Annotated in this window: 9 protein-coding genes; 2 read left to right on the top strand and 7 right to left on the bottom strand. The window is 70.8% G+C overall.

All coding sequences use genetic code 11. From position 1 onward, the window contains the following. Window positions 1-74 precede the first annotated feature (74 nt). From OHT21_RS32235 to OHT21_RS32225, 3 genes are all read right to left on the bottom strand, one after another. A complete protein-coding gene (locus OHT21_RS32235) occupies window positions 75-1,340 on the bottom strand; it encodes an NAD(P)/FAD-dependent oxidoreductase (protein WP_328771788.1) in 1,266 nt (421 codons plus the stop codon). 214 nt (window positions 1,341-1,554) lie between these two features. Next, on the bottom strand, window positions 1,555-2,949 hold the full coding sequence (locus OHT21_RS32230; RefSeq protein WP_328771787.1) for a deoxyguanosinetriphosphate triphosphohydrolase: 1,395 nt from the start codon (window positions 2,947-2,949) through the stop codon (window positions 1,555-1,557). A 315-nt stretch (window positions 2,950-3,264) separates the two neighbouring features. Then, complete coding sequence (locus OHT21_RS32225) at window positions 3,265-4,167, bottom strand: sirohydrochlorin chelatase (protein ID WP_443050461.1); 903 nt, start codon at window positions 4,165-4,167, stop codon at window positions 3,265-3,267. 296 nt (window positions 4,168-4,463) lie between these two features. On the opposite strand from OHT21_RS32225, the gene OHT21_RS32220 reads away from it, so the two are divergent. Beyond that, window positions 4,464-5,078 carry a SanA/YdcF family protein gene (locus OHT21_RS32220; RefSeq protein ID WP_328774301.1) on the top strand — a complete coding sequence of 205 codons (615 nt, stop codon included), beginning with the start codon at window positions 4,464-4,466 and terminating at the stop codon, window positions 5,076-5,078. Between the two features lie 302 nt (window positions 5,079-5,380). Here OHT21_RS32220 and OHT21_RS32215 read toward each other — a convergent pair whose 3' ends face one another. From OHT21_RS32215 to OHT21_RS32205, 3 genes are read right to left on the bottom strand one after another with little or no spacing between them, the layout of a single operon-like run. Further along, window positions 5,381-6,148: an enoyl-CoA hydratase-related protein gene (locus tag OHT21_RS32215; RefSeq protein ID WP_328771786.1), complete on the bottom strand. Its 768-nt coding sequence runs from the start codon at window positions 6,146-6,148 to the stop codon at window positions 5,381-5,383. A 24-nt stretch (window positions 6,149-6,172) separates the two neighbouring features. Then, entirely contained in the window at window positions 6,173-7,711 is a 1,539-nt protein-coding gene (locus OHT21_RS32210; protein WP_328771785.1) for a hypothetical protein, read from the bottom strand. Beyond that, a complete protein-coding gene (locus OHT21_RS32205; RefSeq protein WP_328771784.1) occupies window positions 7,711-9,330 on the bottom strand; it encodes an amino acid adenylation domain-containing protein in 1,620 nt (539 codons plus the stop codon). Before OHT21_RS32205 ends, OHT21_RS32210 begins: the two co-directional genes overlap by 1 nt. Before the next feature lie 351 nt (window positions 9,331-9,681). On the opposite strand from OHT21_RS32205, the gene OHT21_RS32200 reads away from it, so the two are divergent. Then, entirely contained in the window at window positions 9,682-12,186 is a 2,505-nt protein-coding gene (locus OHT21_RS32200; RefSeq protein WP_328771783.1) for a molybdopterin-dependent oxidoreductase, read from the top strand. A 115-nt stretch (window positions 12,187-12,301) separates the two neighbouring features. Here OHT21_RS32200 and OHT21_RS32195 read toward each other — a convergent pair whose 3' ends face one another. After that, window positions 12,302-14,773 (bottom strand): CBM35 domain-containing protein, encoded by a 2,472-nt coding sequence (locus tag OHT21_RS32195; protein WP_443050460.1) that lies wholly within the window; start codon window positions 14,771-14,773, stop codon window positions 12,302-12,304. Between the last annotated feature and the right edge of the window lie 152 nt (window positions 14,774-14,925).

Raw genomic sequence — 14,925 nt, 5'->3', positions numbered from 1 at the left:
TCCGGGGGTTGTCCCCCGGGAATTGCAGCACGGGGGTGGTGTGGCAGTCGAGTACGTCCGAGTACGTCCGTCTGTCACGAGACCAGGCTTTCCAACGGAACATGCGGGTCCGCGAGTGCCTCCATGTCCACCTGTGCCCTTGAGCGGATCAGCTGTTGGATCGGCTCCGTGACGTCCCACACCTTGACGTTCATCCCGGCGAGCACTCGGCCCTCCTTCATCCAGAAGGCGATGAACTGCCGCTTGCCCGCGTCTCCCCGGATCACCACTTGGTCGTACGAGCCGGGGGGCGCCCAGCCCGAGTACTCGAGCCCGACGTCGTACTGGTCCGAGAAGAAATAGGGCACCCTGTCGTACGTCAGCTCGCGGCCGAGCATCGAGCGGGCCGCCGCGGGTCCGCCGTTGAGGGCGTTGGCCCAGTGCTCGACGCGCAGCCGGGTGTCGAAGAGGGCGTGGTGGAAGGCGGCCACGTCGCCGGCCGCGTAGATGTCGGGGTCCGAGGTGCGCAGCCGTTCGTCGACCGCGATGCCGCCGCCCTGGGACCGGTCGACCAGGGTGAGGCCCGCGGCTTCGGCGAGGCTCGTGCGCGGGGCGGCGCCGATCGCGGCGAGCACGTCGTGCGCCGGGTGCTCCTCGCCGTCGTCCGTGTGGGCGGCCAGGACCATGCCGTCCTGGCCGATGATCTCGGTGAGCCGGGCGCCGAAGTGGAAACGGACTCCGTGCTCGGCGTGCAGCTCGGTGAACATCTGGCCGATCTCCGGGCCGAGGACCGCGTGCAGCGGCGTCGGCTCTGGTTCGACGACGGTGACTTCCGCGCCGTACTCGCGTGCCGCCGCCGCGACCTCCAGGCCGATCCAGCCGGCGCCCGCGATCACGAGGTGGCCGTTGTCGCGGCCGAGGGCGGCGAGGACGCCCTTGAGGCGCTCGGCGTGGGCCAGGCGGCGCAGATGGTGGACGCCGGCCAGGCCCGTCCCGGGGATGTCGAGTCGGCGGGGCTCGGCGCCGGTCGCGAGCAGCAGCTTGTCGTAGCGCACGAGGGTGCCGTCGTCGCCGAAGTGGACCGTCTTCGCGGCCGGGTCGACCGCGTCTACGGTCTGGCCGAGATGCAGCTCGATGTCGTTGCGGGCGTACCAGGCGGGCTCGTGGACGAAAACGCTGTCGCGTTCCTCCTTGCCGAGCAGGTAGCCCTTGGAGAGCGGGGGGCGCTCGTACGGGTGGTCGCGCTCGTCGCAGATCAGTATCACGCGGCCGGTGAAGCCCTCCGTGCGGAGCGTCTCGGCCGCCTTTGCGCCGGCCAGCCCTCCTCCGACGATGACGAATGTCTGATCCGCGTCGACCACTTGATGCCTCCTCGTAAATATGCCGCTACGTCTGAGCCTCCCGCACGTGGCGTGGTGCGGGAAGGGGGAGTGGCCCGATCAGGCCACGGGGGTCACGCGTGGGTGGCGCCTGCGGCGGGCTTTCTTTCCCCAGCCCCGCCCCTTCCCGTAACTGGGGGCTCCGCCCCCAGGCCCCCGTATCGGCCTTCGGCCTCGTCCTCAAGCGCCGGACGGGCTAGGACGTCAGCTGTGCGTGCAATGAGCGTGCCGACGCGTCCGTCAAGGAGGCGATCTGGTCGACCAGCACGCGTTTACGGGCTCTGTCGTCCGGGGCCTCCTCGAACAGGGCGCGGAACTGGGGGTCCAGGCCCTCGGGGGCTCGGGCCGTCAGCGATTCGGCCAGTTCGGCTACCACAATTCGCTGGTCGGCTCGCAGTCGCTCCTGCTCAGCGCGTTGCATGACGTACCGGTCGGCTACCGCCTTGAGGACCGCGCACTCCAGGCGCGCGCTTCTCGGTACGACCAGCTCGGCGGCGTATCTCGTGAGCCGTCCCGTGCCGTACGCCGCCCGGGTGGCGCCCTCCGCGGCCAGGCAGAAGCGGCCGATGAGCTGGCTCGTGGCGTCCTTCAGGCGGGCCTGCGCCACGGCCGTTCCGTCGTAGCCGTGCGGCCACCACTCCTGGGCGAGGAGGCGGTCGAGGGCTTCGGCCAGCTCGGCGGGGTCGGTGTCGGCGGGTACGTACCGGCCGATCGCCACCGCGAAGACCGACTGCCGCTCGGGCTCCGCGTACAGGCAGCCGGGGTCGATATGGCCGGCGTGCAGTCCGTCCTCGACGTCGTGCACGGAGTACGCCACGTCGTCGGACCAGTCCATGACCTGGGCCTCGAAGCAGATGCGGTCGTCGGGGGCACCCTTGCGGACCCAGTCGAAGACCGGGCGGTCGTCGTCGTAGACCCCGAACTTCGGTGACATGGGGTCGGTGGGGTGGGCGCCGCGCGGCCATGGGTACTTGGTGGCGGCGTCGAGGGCGGCGCGGGTGAGGTTGAGGCCGACGCTGATGACGCTGTCGCCCGCCGCGATGGGGGTGCCCCCGCGCGAGCCACGTTCGAGCGTGGGGGAAGCTGATGTCACAGCGGGGCTGTTGACGAAGCGTTTGGGTTCGATGCGGGTCAGTAGTCGCAGGGACTGGGCGTTGCCCTCGAAGCCGCCGCAGTCTTGCGCGAACTCGTTCAGGGCCTGTTCGCCGTTGTGGCCGAAGGGTGGGTGGCCCAGGTCGTGGGAGAGGCAGGCCGCCTCTACGAGGTCCGGGTCACAGCCGAGGGCTGCGCCCAGCTCGCGGCCTACCTGGGCGCACTCCAGGGAGTGCGTCAGCCGCGTGCGGGGGCTGGCGTCCCAGGCCTCGCTCCTGGTGCCGGGCGTGACGACCTGGGTTTTGCCCGCGAGGCGGCGTAGTGCGGCGGAGTGCAGTACGCGGGCGCGGTCGCGTTGGAAGGCGGTGCGGCCGGGGCGCTTGTCGGGTTCGCCGGCCCAACGCTCGACGGCTGCCTCGTCGTACGCGCCGTCGAACGCGCCGTCGTGCGCGTTGCCTCCGGCGTGGTCTTCGGGTGCCCTTGGTGCGGTGCCTGCCATGTCTCGACATTAAGCGTCGGCAGCGACATTTGGCGCCGCCGGTTTGGGGTGCCTACTCGTCTGCCGGGTTCTGTGTCGCTGGCGGGTGCGGGTTGTATGTGGCTTGTCGCGCCCCGCGGCGGAGCCGCATATGTCACAGCCCCGCGCCCCTTTCAGGGGCGCTGCCGTCGCCCGGAGGTATTAGGCGGACGCCAGTTCCAGGCGAACGCCAGGCTCGGGCGGACGCCAGTTCCAGGCGAACGCCAGGCTCAGGCGGACGCCCCGTTCAGCCGAGCGCAAGGTTCTGGCGGGCGCCACTCCCAGCGGGCGCCGGGCTCAAGCAGACGCCAGTTGGGGTGCCGCCGTAGTGGTCTGAGCCGCTAGGGCCTGGTCGTAGCGGTGTAGGACCAGGCGGGCCATCGATGGGTGGGCGCCCAAGGGGGCCGCTGCTATCCAGGGGGCCGCCTCTGCGCACTCGGTGGAGAAGCGGCCGGGGGCTGTGAAGTAGGAGGCGATTGCTATGCGGTGGCGGCCTCGGGCGGCCAGTGCGCGGACTGCGTGCGGGACTGTGGGTGTGGCGGCTGAGGCGTACGCGGGAATGACCGGGACGCCTAGGCGCTCGGCCAGGAGGCCCGCGGCGCGGCGGGTGTCGATGGCCGCTTCGGGGTCGCGGGAGCCGGCGGCGGCCAGCACGATTCCGCTGGTGCGGCGGTCCGTGTCGGTCATCCGCGTTCGCCAGCCGGCCTCGACCAGACGCTCGTGCAGCGTCTCCACGAGGAGGGGGTGGGGGCCTAGCGGCGCGGCGACCCTGGTGTTCGCCGGGGCGGCGGCCGCGGCCTCCGGGATGTCCTGCTTGACGTGGTAGCCGCGGCTGAGCAGCAGCGGTACGAGGACCGCGTCGCCGGTGCCGAGGGAGGCGAGCGTGTCGGGCAGCAGGGGCTCGTTCAGCTCGATGTGGCCGAGGTGTACGGGCAGGGAGGGGCGCAGCTCGCGGACCTTCTCGATGAGCGCACGGATGGTGCTCAGCGCCCTCGGGTCACGGCTGCCGTGGCCCACCAGGACGAGCGCGGGCGGCGCGGAACGCCGCGTCCCGTCGGGCGAGACGAGGCTGAGCTGGCTGCCGAGCTGGCTGGTGATCCGGTTCATCAGTTGCGCCGTACTGTCGAGGTGAGCGCCCCAGAGATGCTGGCCACCGGGGCGTGTGGTGGACTCGTCGCGCGGAGGGTTCGACGCCGTCATGAACTGATGGTGGCGGTACGACGTTGCCGCCCCGTTGCGCGGGAATGACAGGTGTTTTCCGGGGGTTCACGGCGGGGCGAGGGCGGTCGTGAGGTGGCCCGGGGCCGGAGGGGAACCGGATCACCCTCCCCCACGTTCTCTACGACGAGGCCACTGACCTGGGAGGATACCGGATGCTGCAGCTGAGGCCGGCCCGGCTGCGGTGGCGTCGACCGCGGCTGCTGCGCCTCCTTCCGCTGCTGAAACCGCGGCTGCCGCGCACCCGTACGGGGCAGCGCCGGACCGTGCAGGCGGTGATGCTCGGGTGCGTACTGGCGCTGCTCCCCTCGACCTGGCTGTTCCTTGCGGCGGACGACCGGCTGGGCACGATCGGGGACGTGCCGCGGACCGACGTGGCGATGGTGTTCGGCGCCGGACTGCGGGGCGAGCGGCCCTCCCCGTACCTCGCCCACCGTCTGGACGCGGCGGCCGAGCTGTACCGGTCGGGCCGTATCGAGGTCGTCCTGGTCACCGGCGACAACAGCCGGGAAGACTATGACGAGCCCGACACCATGCGCACCTACCTCACCGAGCGCGGCGTCCCCGACCGGCGCATCGTCAGCGACTACGCCGGCTTCGACACCTGGGACTCCTGCGTCCGCGCCAAGAAGATCTTCGGCGTCGACGAGGCCGTGCTCATCAGCCAGGGCTTCCACATCCGGCGGGCGGTAGCCCTGTGCGAGGAGGCGGGCGTCACGTCGTACGGCGTCCCCGCCCAGGGCGACCGGCGTGACGGAGTCTGGTACTACGGCGCCGTCCGCGAACTCTTCGCGGCGAGCAAGGCGGCGACGGAGGCGGTGTTCGAGCCCAATCCGCGGTTCCTGGGTCGGGAGGAACCGGGGGTGTCGCGAGCCCTGGCGACGGCCAGGTAGCCGGTAGCCGAGGCACACCTCCCGCAGTGACCCGCGTGAGAGCACGGCGCCCCTTCTTCTTCGTCCTAGTCCCCGATGTCGTCATGCTTCGACGATCTCGGTCCGAGGGCACCCCGGGCATCCGGGCACCGCCCTGACCCGACCCCCGCCTTCCCCCTACGGGACCCGGCCCCACAACCCGCACATGACGCGGGGGCGGCGGACCGAAACCCCGTCCGCCGCCCCCGCTCACTCACCGGGATCAGCTCACCCCGCTCACCGGGTCAACTCACCCGACTCGCCGGACTCGCCCGACTCACTCCTCAGCGCCCCTTGAAAACAGGCGCCCTCTTCTCCATGAACGCGCTCATCCCCTCCCCCTGGTCCTCCGTCGCGAACAGCGCATGGAACACGCGCCGTTCGAAAAGCAGCCCGTCGCGCAGGCCGGTTTCCAGGGCGCGGTCGACCGACTCGCGGGCCGCCGTGACGGCCGGGCGGCCGTAGGAGGCGATGGTCTCGGCGGCTTCCGTCGCCTCGGCCAGGACCCGTTCGTCGGGAACGACGCGCGACACGAGGCCCGAGCTCTCCGCCTCACGGGCGTCCATCGTGCGGCCCGTGAGGATCAGGTCCATGGCCTTGGCGCGGCCGACCAGGCGGGTCAGCCGCTGAGTGCCGCCGATGCCGGGGATCACGCCGAGCTTGATCTCCGGCTGGCCGAAGACCGCCGACTCGCCCGCGATGATCAGGTCGCACATCATGGCGAGTTCGCAACCGCCGCCCAGCGCATAGCCGTTGACGGCGGCGATCTTCGGCGTACGGAATCCGGCGAACTCCTCCCAGCCCGCGAAGTAGTCCTCCGCGGCCATGTCCACGGCCGACTTCCCGGCCATCTCCTTGATGTCGGCACCGGCCGCGAAGACCTTCTCCGAACCGGTGACGACGAAGCAGCCGACGTCCGGGTCACGGTCCAACGGGCGCAGTACGTCGAGGAGTTCGGCCATCAGCTCGCTGCTGAGGGCGTTCAGGACGTGCGGCCGGTGGAGTCGTACGGTGACGACGCGGCCATGGCGTTCGATCTTGAGGTTGTTCATCAGCTTCCCTTCCCAGACAGTCCGTTACGAGTCCCAGATCGCGCCGTACGCGGGAATGCCGCGCCGTTCGAGACCGTGCACGACCTGCCAGGTCAGCTTCTTGTTGGAGATGCAGATGACAGCTTCGGCACCGAAGTCGCGGTACGCGGTGTACGCGAGTCGCACCATGTCCGGTTTGCCGTGTTGCGAGGTGTCCCAGACCAGTGCGTTCGGCTGGACGGCGAGGATCTCGTCGACCAGGTCGTCGCCGTAGGTCTTACGGGGATCGCGCGTCGCCCACACGAGCCGTGAGGGCACCTCGGCGGCCAGCAGATGGGGCAGGCAGGGACCGATACCGCTGCCGGTGGCGACGTAGATCACCTTGCTGAACAAGGTCTCGATATTGGCGACCCCGGCCGTGGTGATGCCCTTGACCCAGACCTTCGGGGGCGCGTCGTCGATGAACGAGCCTGTCCAGTCGCCCGCGCGCGAGATCGTCAGCCGGAAGCCGGGCCGGCCGGGCGAGGGCACGTTGGCGAAGGAGTGCCACTCCTTCAGCGGGCTGCGGCTGATGGCGGTGGAGGACCCCGCGAAGGGGGTCACACCGTGGTCGAAGCGGGCCAGCGCGACGTGCGAGGAGGGCCGTTCGATCCGTACGTCCACCTTGCGCAGCCGCAGCCAGGGCAGGGCGACGCTGAAGGTGACCACGGCCAGGACGCCGAGGGCGACCGGGCCCTGGGCGCCCAGCAGTGTGTGCGTCCAGAACAGTGCGAGGGCGCTCCAGCCGCCGAAGCGGTGGATCTTCTCGAAGTGGTCGTGGAAGCGGGAGCGGAAGGGCGGCAGGGCGGTGGCGACGATGCCGACGAGCAGCGCGACGAGTATCCAACTCACCGTGATGAGCGGCGCGTTGGCGCCGTCGACGGTCACCACGACCGCCCCCGCGAGGAACCACACCGCTCCCGCCAGTGCCCCGCCCACGTGCAGTCCACCGAAGTGGTACACCTTCCCGAGCGTCCACCGCACCTTCAACGGCCAGCTCGTCGGCGCCCAAGTGGCCAGCCGGAAGAAGAGGTTGATGACGTACTGCTGCCGTACGACCACGGCGAGCGCGAGATTCACGAGGGACGCGTAGCCGATGGCTTCGGCGCTCGGCGCCCAACTCACCGCCAGAAAGCCGAGGTTGGCGAACAGCACCAGGGCCGCCAGGCGGTTGTAGTGCATCAGGCGGGGGTGCTTGAGGAGGCGACGGGGTGCGGAGGTGAGCGGAGGAAGCTCGGCGATGTCCGCGGGAGCGGACGGGGCTCCGGCGGACGAGGCCCTGGGGGTCTCGACGGCCAAGGCCTCGGCGCGCGCCGCCCCGACGGCCGGGGCCTCGACGGCCGAGGGCTCAGCCGCCCGGGACTCAGCTGCCCGGGGCTCGACGGCCGAATGCTCAGCGGCCCGGGACTCAACTGCCCGGGGCTCGACGGACGGAGCCTCGACGACCGGTGGCTGGACGGCCGGGGACTCGGTGGCCGAGTTCCCGGCGGCCAGAGGCTCGACGGACGACCTCTTCGGGGACGAGGTCTCGACGGACGACGTCATCAGGCCGCCCCCTCTCGCACCACAGACACCTGCAGCAGAGGTGCTCCCTCGTCACGAACCGTCGCCGCCCGCGAGGCCTCGCGCGGGCCCTCGCGCACAGCCTCCCGCTCCTCCGCCAGCCGCAGCAGTGCCGCCCGGTCGACCTTGCCCCGGTCCGTCTCCGGTAACGCGGCCAGTGGGAGGACCGTGGCCGGCACGCAGTAGTACGGCAGCGCGTCGGACACCGCGCGCCGGGCCGTGTCCGGGTCGACGTCGGCCGGGCAGACGAAGGAGACCAGGCTGCGGGCGTCCCGCTTGAGCGTGACGGCGCGGGAGCAGCCTGGCACCGACTCCAGTACCGAGGAGACGGAGTCGAGTTCGACGCGGAAGCCGCGGACCTTGACCTGGTCGTCCGTACGGCCGAGATGCTCGAGTTCGCCGTCGGGCGTCCAGCGGCCGAGGTCGCGGGTACGGAACATCCGGCGTCCGCCGCCGAGGAAGGGGTCGGGGGCGTACCGCTCGGCGTTGAGCGCGTCGTTGTGCAGGTAGCCCGCCGATACGCAGTCGCCGCCGGCCCACATCTCGCCGACCTCCCCGATGGGCAGGGGACGCCGGTGCTCGTCGAGGACGTACACCGTGTTGTTGGGGGTGGGTCGGCCGATCGTGAGCAGCGGGTCGTCCACTTGGTGGCGGCGCATCGTGTTGACGATCGTCGTCTCGGTCGGCCCGCAGGAGTTGTGGAACGCGGACCGCCGGGCCCAGGCGTCCGCGAGCGGGCGGGGGCACGGCTCCCCCGCGACCGCCACCGTCCGCACATGGGGGCAGCTCGCCGGGTCGATCCCGGACAGCACCGTCGGCGTCGCGATCAGCACGTCCGCCGTACGGGCCGCCGCCGCGACGTCCTTGCCGCGGACGACGAGCGTGCCGCCGTGGGCGAGGCAGCCGAGGATCTCCCAGGCGGCCATGTCGAAGGCGATGTTGAGGAGCTGGGCGACCCGGTCGCCGGAGCGGATGCCGAGGTCACCGGGGGCGGTGAGGAGGATGTTCGCGACGTTGCGGTGGGTGACCTTCACGCCGTTGGGCTTGCCGGTCGTGCCGGAGGTGAACAGGACGTAGCACCCGTCGTCCGGGCGTACGGGCCGCTCGAGCCGGACCGGCCCCTCGGAGGCGAGGTGATCGTCGTCCAGCGTGATCAGCCGGTGTCCGGTGTCAGGCAGAGGCACCCGCAGCGTGTGCTCTGTCTGAGTGAGGACGACCCGCGTTCCGGCGGTACGGATGACGTGCCGTAACTGGGTGGCGGGAGTGAGGCCGATGTCCTGCGGTACGTACGCGGCGCCGGCCTTCAGCGTGCCGAGCAGTCCGACGAGCATCGGGATGGAGCGGCGTACGAAGAGGCCGACGTGATCGCCGGGCCGTACGCCCTCCCGTACGAGTCTGGCCGCGAGCCGGTCGGCACGGCGGTTGAGCTCGCCGTACGTGATCGTCGTGCCCTGGTGCTCGGCGGCGACGGCGTGCGGCGCGGTGGCGGCCCGCCGTTCGACGGCGTGGTGGACGAGGGGGTCGGGGACGGGGACTTCAGGGCCTTGGCCGAACTGCCAGAAAAGGGCCCTGTCTTGGGGGGACAGATGGCTCAGGGGCATGCTTCACAGACCTCCTGGCTGTGTGGGGAGAAGGTGCCTCGGGCGACTGAACGCTGACACACGGCGTTCGACATGCCGAACACCGTTCGGAGATATTGCAGGCCGCACCACACGTGCGCGATGGCGACCCGAACAGCTTCAACGTTCAATGTGGTCCGCGTCACTGGCAAAACAAGTCACATGACTGGACCGACAGCACATCGACAGCTTCTGAACAGGTTCACGACAGGAACCTCAGGCGTCGCGCTTCCGGCCCCTCACGCCGCCTGCGCCCCCACGGGGAGGTCCCCGTGCCTGCCGTGTAACGGGACGCGTTGCGGTGCGTAACACGTGCGACGCACGCTGGACGGTATGCAGAACACCGTGACGCCCACCCACTGCCCGTACTGCGCCCTGCAGTGCGGAATGAATCTCACGCCCGAGCAGGACGGGGGCGTCGCGGTGGTCGAGCGCCCGGACTTCCCGGTGAACCGCGGCGCGCTGTGCGGCAAGGGCCGTACCGCGCCGGCGGTGCTCTCATCGAGCGTCCGCCTCACCTCCCCGCTGGTCCGGAACTCCGGGGTCCTGGAGCCCGCCACCTGGGACGAGGCGCTGGGCCGTATCGCCGAGGCGCTGTCCCGCACGCGTACGGAGCATGGCCCGGACGCGTGCGGGGTGTTCGGCGGCGGCGGGCTGACCAACGAGAAGGCGTACACGCTCGGGAAGTTCGCCCGCGTGGTGCTCGGCACCTCGCAGATCGACTACAACGGACGTTTCTGCATGTCGTCCGCTGCGGCCGGCGGGATCAAGGCGTTCGGTCTGGACCGGGGGCTGCCGTTCCCGCTGGAGGACATCCCGAAGACCGGCTGCGTCATCCTCGTCGGCTCGAACCTCGCCGAGACGATGCCGCCCGCTCTGCGCTATCTCACCGAGCTCAAGGCCAACGGCGGCAAGCTGATCGTCATCGATCCGCGCCGCACCCGGACCGCCGAGCAGGCGGACCTGCACCTCGCCCCCCGCCCCGGTACGGACCTCGCCCTCGCGCTCGGCCTGCTGCACCTGGTGGTGGCGGAGGGGCGTACGGACGAGGCGTACATCCAGGAGCGTACGAGCGGCTGGGAGGAGGCACGGGCCGCGGCGATGGCGCACTGGCCGGAGCTGGTGGAGCGGATCACGGGGGTGTCCGTGCCTCAACTCCGGGAGACGGTACGGCTGTTCTGTGAGCCGGAGTCAGCGATGGTGCTCACCGCGCGCGGGCCCGAGCAGCAGTCGAAGGGTACGGACACGGTGGGCGCGTGGATCAACCTGTGCCTGGCCACCGGGCGCCCCGGGCGCCCCTTCTCCGGCTACGGCTGTCTGACCGGGCAGGGCAACGGGCAGGGTGGCCGTGAACACGGCCAGAAGGCCGACCAGTTGCCCGGCTATCGCAAGCTCGACGACCCGGCGGCGCGCCGCCATGTGGCCGAGGTCTGGGGCGTGGACCCGGACTCGCTCCCGGGTCCGGGCCGCAGCGCGTACGAGCTCCTTGACGCCCTCGGTACGGACATCCGCGCGCTGCTGCTGATGGCCTCGAACCCGGTGGTGTCGGCGCCGCGTGCCGCGCACATCGAGGAACGTATCAAGTCGCTTGATTTCCTGGCCGTTTGTGACGTGGTGCTGTCCGAGACGGCGGCCCTGGCGGATGTCGTACTGCCGGTGACGCAGTGGGCCGAGGAGACAGGGACGATGACCAACCTGGAGGGCCGGGTGCTGCTGCGGCGGCGCGCGATCACTCCTCCGGAGGGCGTACGCAGCGACCTGGAGGTCATGCACGAACTGGCCTCCCGCCTGGGCGTGGAAAAGGGCTTCCCGACGGACGCCGAGGAGATCTTCGAGGAACTCCGCCGGGCGAGCGCGGGCGGACCCGCCGACTACTCGGGGATCACGTATCGCCGCCTGGCGGAGGAGAACGGGGTGTTCTGGCCGTGCCCGGCCGAGGCTCCGCAGGTTCAACAAGCGGGCGCCGACACCCCCGCGCCCCCGGCAGAGAAGCCGCTGGGCGGCACAGCGAGCGCCGCGGCGCAGGACGGCGAGGACGCCGCCCTCGACCTCTGGCCGGACGATCCGGCGGGCGAGGCCGGGCCCACGGGCCCAGCAGGCACCTGGCCGGGCGACGCCGAGCCACCGGCTGCAGCCGCCGCCCGGCAGGGCGATGCCAGGCCGCAGGCCCCGTCCGGTGCGCTGCCGGGTGAGCCCGGCGCTCTGCCGAGTACGGCCCCGACCGCTGCAGCGTCAGGGTCCCAGCCGGGCGAAGCCACGGCCGCTGGTGCGCCGGACACCCGGCAGGGCGAAGCCACGGCCGCTGGTGCGGCGGCCCAGCCGGGCGACGCCGAGCCAAAGGCCGTAGCCGAGGTCCACCCCGGCACCCCGCGTCTCTTCCTCGACCGGTTCGCCACCCCCGACGGCCGCGCCCGGTTCGTTGCCGTGACGCATCGGCCGCTTGCTGAGGAGCCCGATGACGAGTACCCGGTGCTGTTGACCACCGGGCGGGTCGTTTCGCAGTACCAGTCGGGGGCGCAGACCCGGCGGGTGGACGAGTTGAACGCCGCCGCCCCCAGCGCCTTCGTGGAGCTGCACCCGAGGCTCGCCGAGCGGCTCGGTGCCAAGGAGGGCGACGCCCTTGCCGTCGTCTCCCGGCGCGGACGCGCGACCGCGCCCGCGCGGATCACCACCTCCATCCGCCCGGACACGGTCTTCATGCCCTTCCACTGGCCGGGCGAGGGCCGGGCCAACACCCTGACCAACCCGGCCCTCGACCCGACGTCCCGCATGCCGGAGTTCAAGGCGTGCGCCGTGCGCGTTGAGCGAGCCGACCGCTCCGCGGAGGGGGCGGTTTGACGCTGCGGGTGCATCGTGGCTGGTCGCGCCCACGCGGCGGAGCCGCATATCGACACAGCCCCGCGCCCCTAAAGGAAGGCCTCCGGCCTCCACAGGGGCGCGGTGCTGCACCCAACTAGCCCAGTACCGGCGCCAGTTCCACCCTGTCGATGTTCGGCGCCCAAGCCGACGCATTGGCGAACGTCACCGCGTTCGCGCCCTTCTTCAAGTCGACCGGAACCCCCACCGTCCAGTAGTCGTCCCAGCTCCACGTGTTCTTGAAGGTCACCTTCCGCGTGGTGTCGCCCACCGTGACATCCGCCGTGCGGGACACGATGTCCGTGTTGTACGCGTGCCCGTTGTCGCGGCGGTCATTGTTGGCGTACGAGATGACCAGCATGTAGCGCCCCGCCTTGGGGGCATCGACCGTGAACTGCGCCGTACTCCCCGCCGAGTTGCCCAGCCAGCCGATGTACGAGCCCGCCGAGGCGTACGTCGAGGACTCCAGGCGTGCTCCCCCGGCCAGGGTCGCGTCCGCGCCCTCGAAGGCGAGCGTGCCCGAGGACGAGCCCGCCCCCGACACGTCCAGCGAGCGCAGTCCGACGCCCGAACCGGTCGCGGTCACCCGGTTGTTGCCCGCGACCAGGTACAGCCTCAGCGCCCGGTCGGGCGGTGCCGTCACCGACTGGCCGTGCAGGGACAGCTTCACGGCCGCCGAGGCCCGCGAGGTCAGCGTGTAGTAGCCGTCGCTCGGCGCGTACACGTCGAAGACCGCCTTGTCGCCGGAACCGAGCCGCAGGGTGCCCGTCCCGGTGCCGGCCGAACTCCCGTAGTCGTACGCCGGCTTGCCCGAGATGTCCGCGAGCGTCGCTTCGTACCGCGCCGAAGGCGTAGTGCTCGCCGTCAGGTCGACGCGGTCCAGCGTCACCTCCTTGCTGTCCTTGGCCAGCGTCAGGGTGTGGCTGCCCGCCGTGAGAGAGACGGGGACGGTCTTCAGGGCGCGGTACGTCCAGTTCTCCGTAGAGGGATACGTCACTGTCGTCGCCGTGCCGCCGTCCACGGAGAGCTTCTGTGTGGCGGGCGTCCCGCTCTGGTTGCCGTACAGGATCCCCAGGTCGTACGTCCCCGTGCGCGGCACCGAGACCGTGAAGTCCACCTTGCTGGAAGCGGTGTTGAGCGAACCGACGTCCTTGGTGCCGGAGGCGGCGTACCCGTTGGCGTTGGACACCGTGCCCTGGGTGTAGACCTGGCCGCCGGTGATCGCCGCGTCCTCCGCCTCGTACGACGCCGACCAGGGCACGGACGGCGCGGCGGGTGTGCCGGAGCCGGCCGGGTTGAGGACGACGCGGTACGCCGACATCTTCCGCATGCCGGTGAGCGGAACGGTGACCGTGCCGTCCTTCGCCACCTTCAGCTTCACGCGCTTGAGCACCTGAGGCGCCGCGTGCGCGCCCTCGTACCCGGACCAGGCCGCCTCCGCCACGGTCGCGGTGACCGAGGACCCGAAGACCTTGCGGTAGACGCTCCTGACGACGACGTCCGCGTCGCCCGCCGCGCCGCCGAGCACCACCTGCGCCTGCCGGCGCTTCGTGTCGTACGAGGCGAGGCCCTGGAGCGTGTCGATGGTGTTGGCCTGCGGCGGGGTCACCTTGACGGTGTCGCCGGTCAGGCCCGCATACCAACGGAACAGCCACCAGCCGCCGTTGGGGATGTTGGAGCGCACGACATGGCCGCTGAGATTGCCGGCGGCGTCCCAGTACGCCATGTTGCCGTACACCTTGTTGCGCTCGAACATCGAGACCCACTGCACGAGTTGCCCCGGCACGGACAGATCGCGGCGGTTGGCGTACTCATCGATGTTGATCTTCAGCGGGGCGATACCCAACTCGTGCTCGATCGAACGGTAGTTGTCGTAGTGCCCCTGGAAGTCCCGCAGCGAGCCGGAGCCGAGCTCGTGCCAGGTCATGATTTGCGGCAGTACGTTCTCGCGCTCGGCGAAGGCGAGGAAGTCCGTCAACAGGCGTGTGTGATACGCGGCTTCGTTCGGGCCGGCGATCCTCGCGTCCGGGTCGATCGCGCGGATCCGCTGGTACACCGTCTTCCAGTCCTGGAAGAACCGGTCGCGGTTCTTCTCGTACGTCGCCTGGTCCGCGACGCCGAGGTTGTACCAGATCTGGTCGGGCTCGTTGAACGGGATGTAGACGAAGCGGTCGCTGTTCGGGGCGGCCGACACCTCCTTGGCGATCTTGTCGACCTTGGGGAGGTAGTCGTCGATGCCGAGGTCCTCGTACGGCCACTTGGCGTAGATGTCCTGCATCATCACGTTGATCTCGCCGCCGCCGTTGCGGAAGAACGACTTGGAGACGGTGATGGCGTCCCCGTTGGGGTGCTGGGCGCCGCCCTCCGGCTTCTGCGAGATGCTGGTGACCTTCAGCGGCTCCAGCGCGGCGTCGCTGGGCACGCCGTCGTCGCTGAGCCCGTACAGCGCGCCGTTCGCGCCGCGCATCACCGGCCCCTCGGAGTCGGCGAGGTCGACGGAGAGGCGGGGCGCCGCCCGTTCCGCGCCCTGGGCCGCGGACAGCTGGGCCGCCGACATGGCGCCTCCCATCAGTGCGAGCGTGAGGAGCGTGGTGGTCCACCGTCTGATCCCTGTGATCCCTTTGGTCCCTTGTGTCGTGCGCGTTCTCCGAGTCATCCATCGGCTCCTGGACTCTTGTGTGAACGGTCACATCAGCGCATGATTCTCCCGCCGCAGTAACA

The organism is Streptomyces sp. NBC_00286 (assembly GCF_036173125.1).
Classification (GTDB): Bacteria; Actinomycetota; Actinomycetes; order Streptomycetales; family Streptomycetaceae; genus Streptomyces.
This window is presented reverse-complemented; position numbering and strand designations above follow the sequence as displayed.

Excerpts from the sequence above, each read along its gene's own strand:
- OHT21_RS32230 (WP_328771787.1), bottom strand. The coding sequence starts at position 2,949 with ATGGCAGGCACCGCACCAAGGGCACCCGAAGACCACGCCGGAGGCAAC.
- OHT21_RS32225 (WP_443050461.1), bottom strand. The coding sequence starts at position 4,167 with ATGACGGCGTCGAACCCTCCGCGCGACGAGTCCACCACACGCCCCGGT.
- OHT21_RS32220 (WP_328774301.1), top strand. The coding sequence starts at position 4,464 with ATGCTCGGGTGCGTACTGGCGCTGCTCCCCTCGACCTGGCTGTTCCTT.
- OHT21_RS32215 (WP_328771786.1), bottom strand. The coding sequence starts at position 6,148 with ATGAACAACCTCAAGATCGAACGCCATGGCCGCGTCGTCACCGTACGA.
- OHT21_RS32210 (WP_328771785.1), bottom strand. The coding sequence starts at position 7,711 with ATGACGTCGTCCGTCGAGACCTCGTCCCCGAAGAGGTCGTCCGTCGAG.
- OHT21_RS32205 (WP_328771784.1), bottom strand. The coding sequence starts at position 9,330 with ATGCCCCTGAGCCATCTGTCCCCCCAAGACAGGGCCCTTTTCTGGCAG.
- OHT21_RS32200 (WP_328771783.1), top strand. The coding sequence starts at position 9,682 with ATGCAGAACACCGTGACGCCCACCCACTGCCCGTACTGCGCCCTGCAG.
- OHT21_RS32195 (WP_443050460.1), bottom strand. The coding sequence starts at position 14,773 with ATGGGAGGCGCCATGTCGGCGGCCCAGCTGTCCGCGGCCCAGGGCGCG.